Here is a 1,606-nt window from a genome sequence, read left to right as displayed (position 1 = left end):
CCAGCAAATGGAGCGGGTAGAAACGCTGACGGGGGCACCGCGCTCGATTTTTCGCCATAACGACCAGGTGGTCACCTTCATGCCGGACCACAAGGTGGTTCGCAGTGAAAAGCGCGAGTCGCTGGGTATGTTCCCCCAGTTGCTGCAGTCAACCGATAACCGGATTGCCGACTATTACAAGGTCCGTCAGGAGGGTACCGAGCGTGTGGCGGGCGTCGAGGCCGATATCGTGCTGCTGGCGCCCAAAGACCATATGCGGTTTGGCTACCGGGTCTGGACAGAACAGAAGAAAGGCCTGGTCGTGAAGCTGCAGACGCTCGATACCGACGGCAAGGTCCTGGAACAGGCGGCATTTTCAGAATTGCAGCTCGATGCTCCGGTCAAAATGGACAAGCTCCTCCAGATGATGGGCAAGGTCGACGGTTACCGTGTGGAAAAGCCTGTTCTCATGAAGACCACGGCAAGCGCGGAAGGCTGGCTCCTGAAGGCGCCTGTGGCGGGCTTTAAACCCATGAGTTGCTACAAGCGGCCGGCGACGGCACTGGCGCCTGCTGGCACTGCGGCCGGTGAAGAGCCCCTGCAGTGGATTTTCTCGGATGGTTTGGCATCGGTGTCGATTTTTGTAGAACCGTTCGACCGCCAGCGCCACGGTCAGGAATCGAGCCTGTCGATGGGCGCCACCCAGACGATTACCAGGCAGCTCGACGCCTATTGGGTCACCGTGATGGGTGAAGTCCCCATGGGCACCTTGAAGCTTTTTGCGGGCGGGCTGGAGCGCAAGAAATAATATGCACCTGCGCTCCTGATACTTTTCCCGGGGCCCACGTGCTGCAACAGTTTTCTCCGGCGCCAGCCTTGGATTGCCGCCGGGTGTGATTGCCGGATGACAACATTTATGACGAGGCTGATGATGCTTGAATTGAACTGGAAACCCCTGCGCTCCTGCCTGACGGCGGCCATCGTAGGAAGCACGGCGGTCCTGGCGGTGCTGCCGGTCGCGCCGGTCTGGGCGCAGAACCGTACATTGCCGGATTTCACGGACCTGGTGGAGCAGGTGGGTCCTTCGGTGGTCAATATCCGCACCCTGGAGAAAGCCAAGGCAGCGGCTTCAGGGAGTGCGGACGAACAGATGCTGGAATTCTTCAAGCGCTTTGGCATACCGATCCCCCCCAATATGCCCCGCGCACCCCGGCCGGACCGCAGCCCTCAGCCTGACGAAGACCAGCCACGCGGCGTCGGGTCGGGTTTCATCCTGACGGCCGACGGCTTTGTGATGACCAACGCGCATGTGGTCGAAGGCGCTGATGAAGTCATTGTCACGTTGACCGACAAGCGCGAATTCAAAGCCAAAATCATCGGTGCGGACAAGCGCAGTGACGTTGCCGTCGTCAAGATTGAAGCGACGGGGCTGCCCGCAGTGAAGATTGGCGACATCAACCGCCTCAAGGTCGGGGAATGGGTGATGGCCATCGGCTCGCCATTTGGCCTGGAAAACACCGTGACTGCAGGTATCGTGAGTGCCAAGCAGCGGGATACCGGCGACTACCTGCCGTTTATCCAGACCGACGTGGCCATCAACCCCGGCAACTCCGGCGGGCCCCTGATC

2 protein-coding genes are annotated in these 1,606 nt (G+C 60.2%); both read left to right on the top strand.

Annotation, left to right across the window (positions count from 1 at the left end):
- On the top strand, nucleotides 1–787 hold a 787-nt coding region (locus AC1D1P_RS22880; RefSeq protein ID WP_477674570.1), incomplete at its 5' end, for a MucB/RseB C-terminal domain-containing protein.
- A 123-nt stretch (nucleotides 788–910) separates the two neighbouring features.
- Nucleotides 911–1,606, top strand: a 696-nt coding sequence (locus AC1D1P_RS22875; protein WP_477674571.1) for a trypsin-like peptidase domain-containing protein, incomplete at its 3' end; no start/stop codon positions are given.

The organism is Polaromonas sp. P1_E1_2 (genome assembly GCF_056406035.1).
This window is presented reverse-complemented; position numbering and strand designations above follow the sequence as displayed.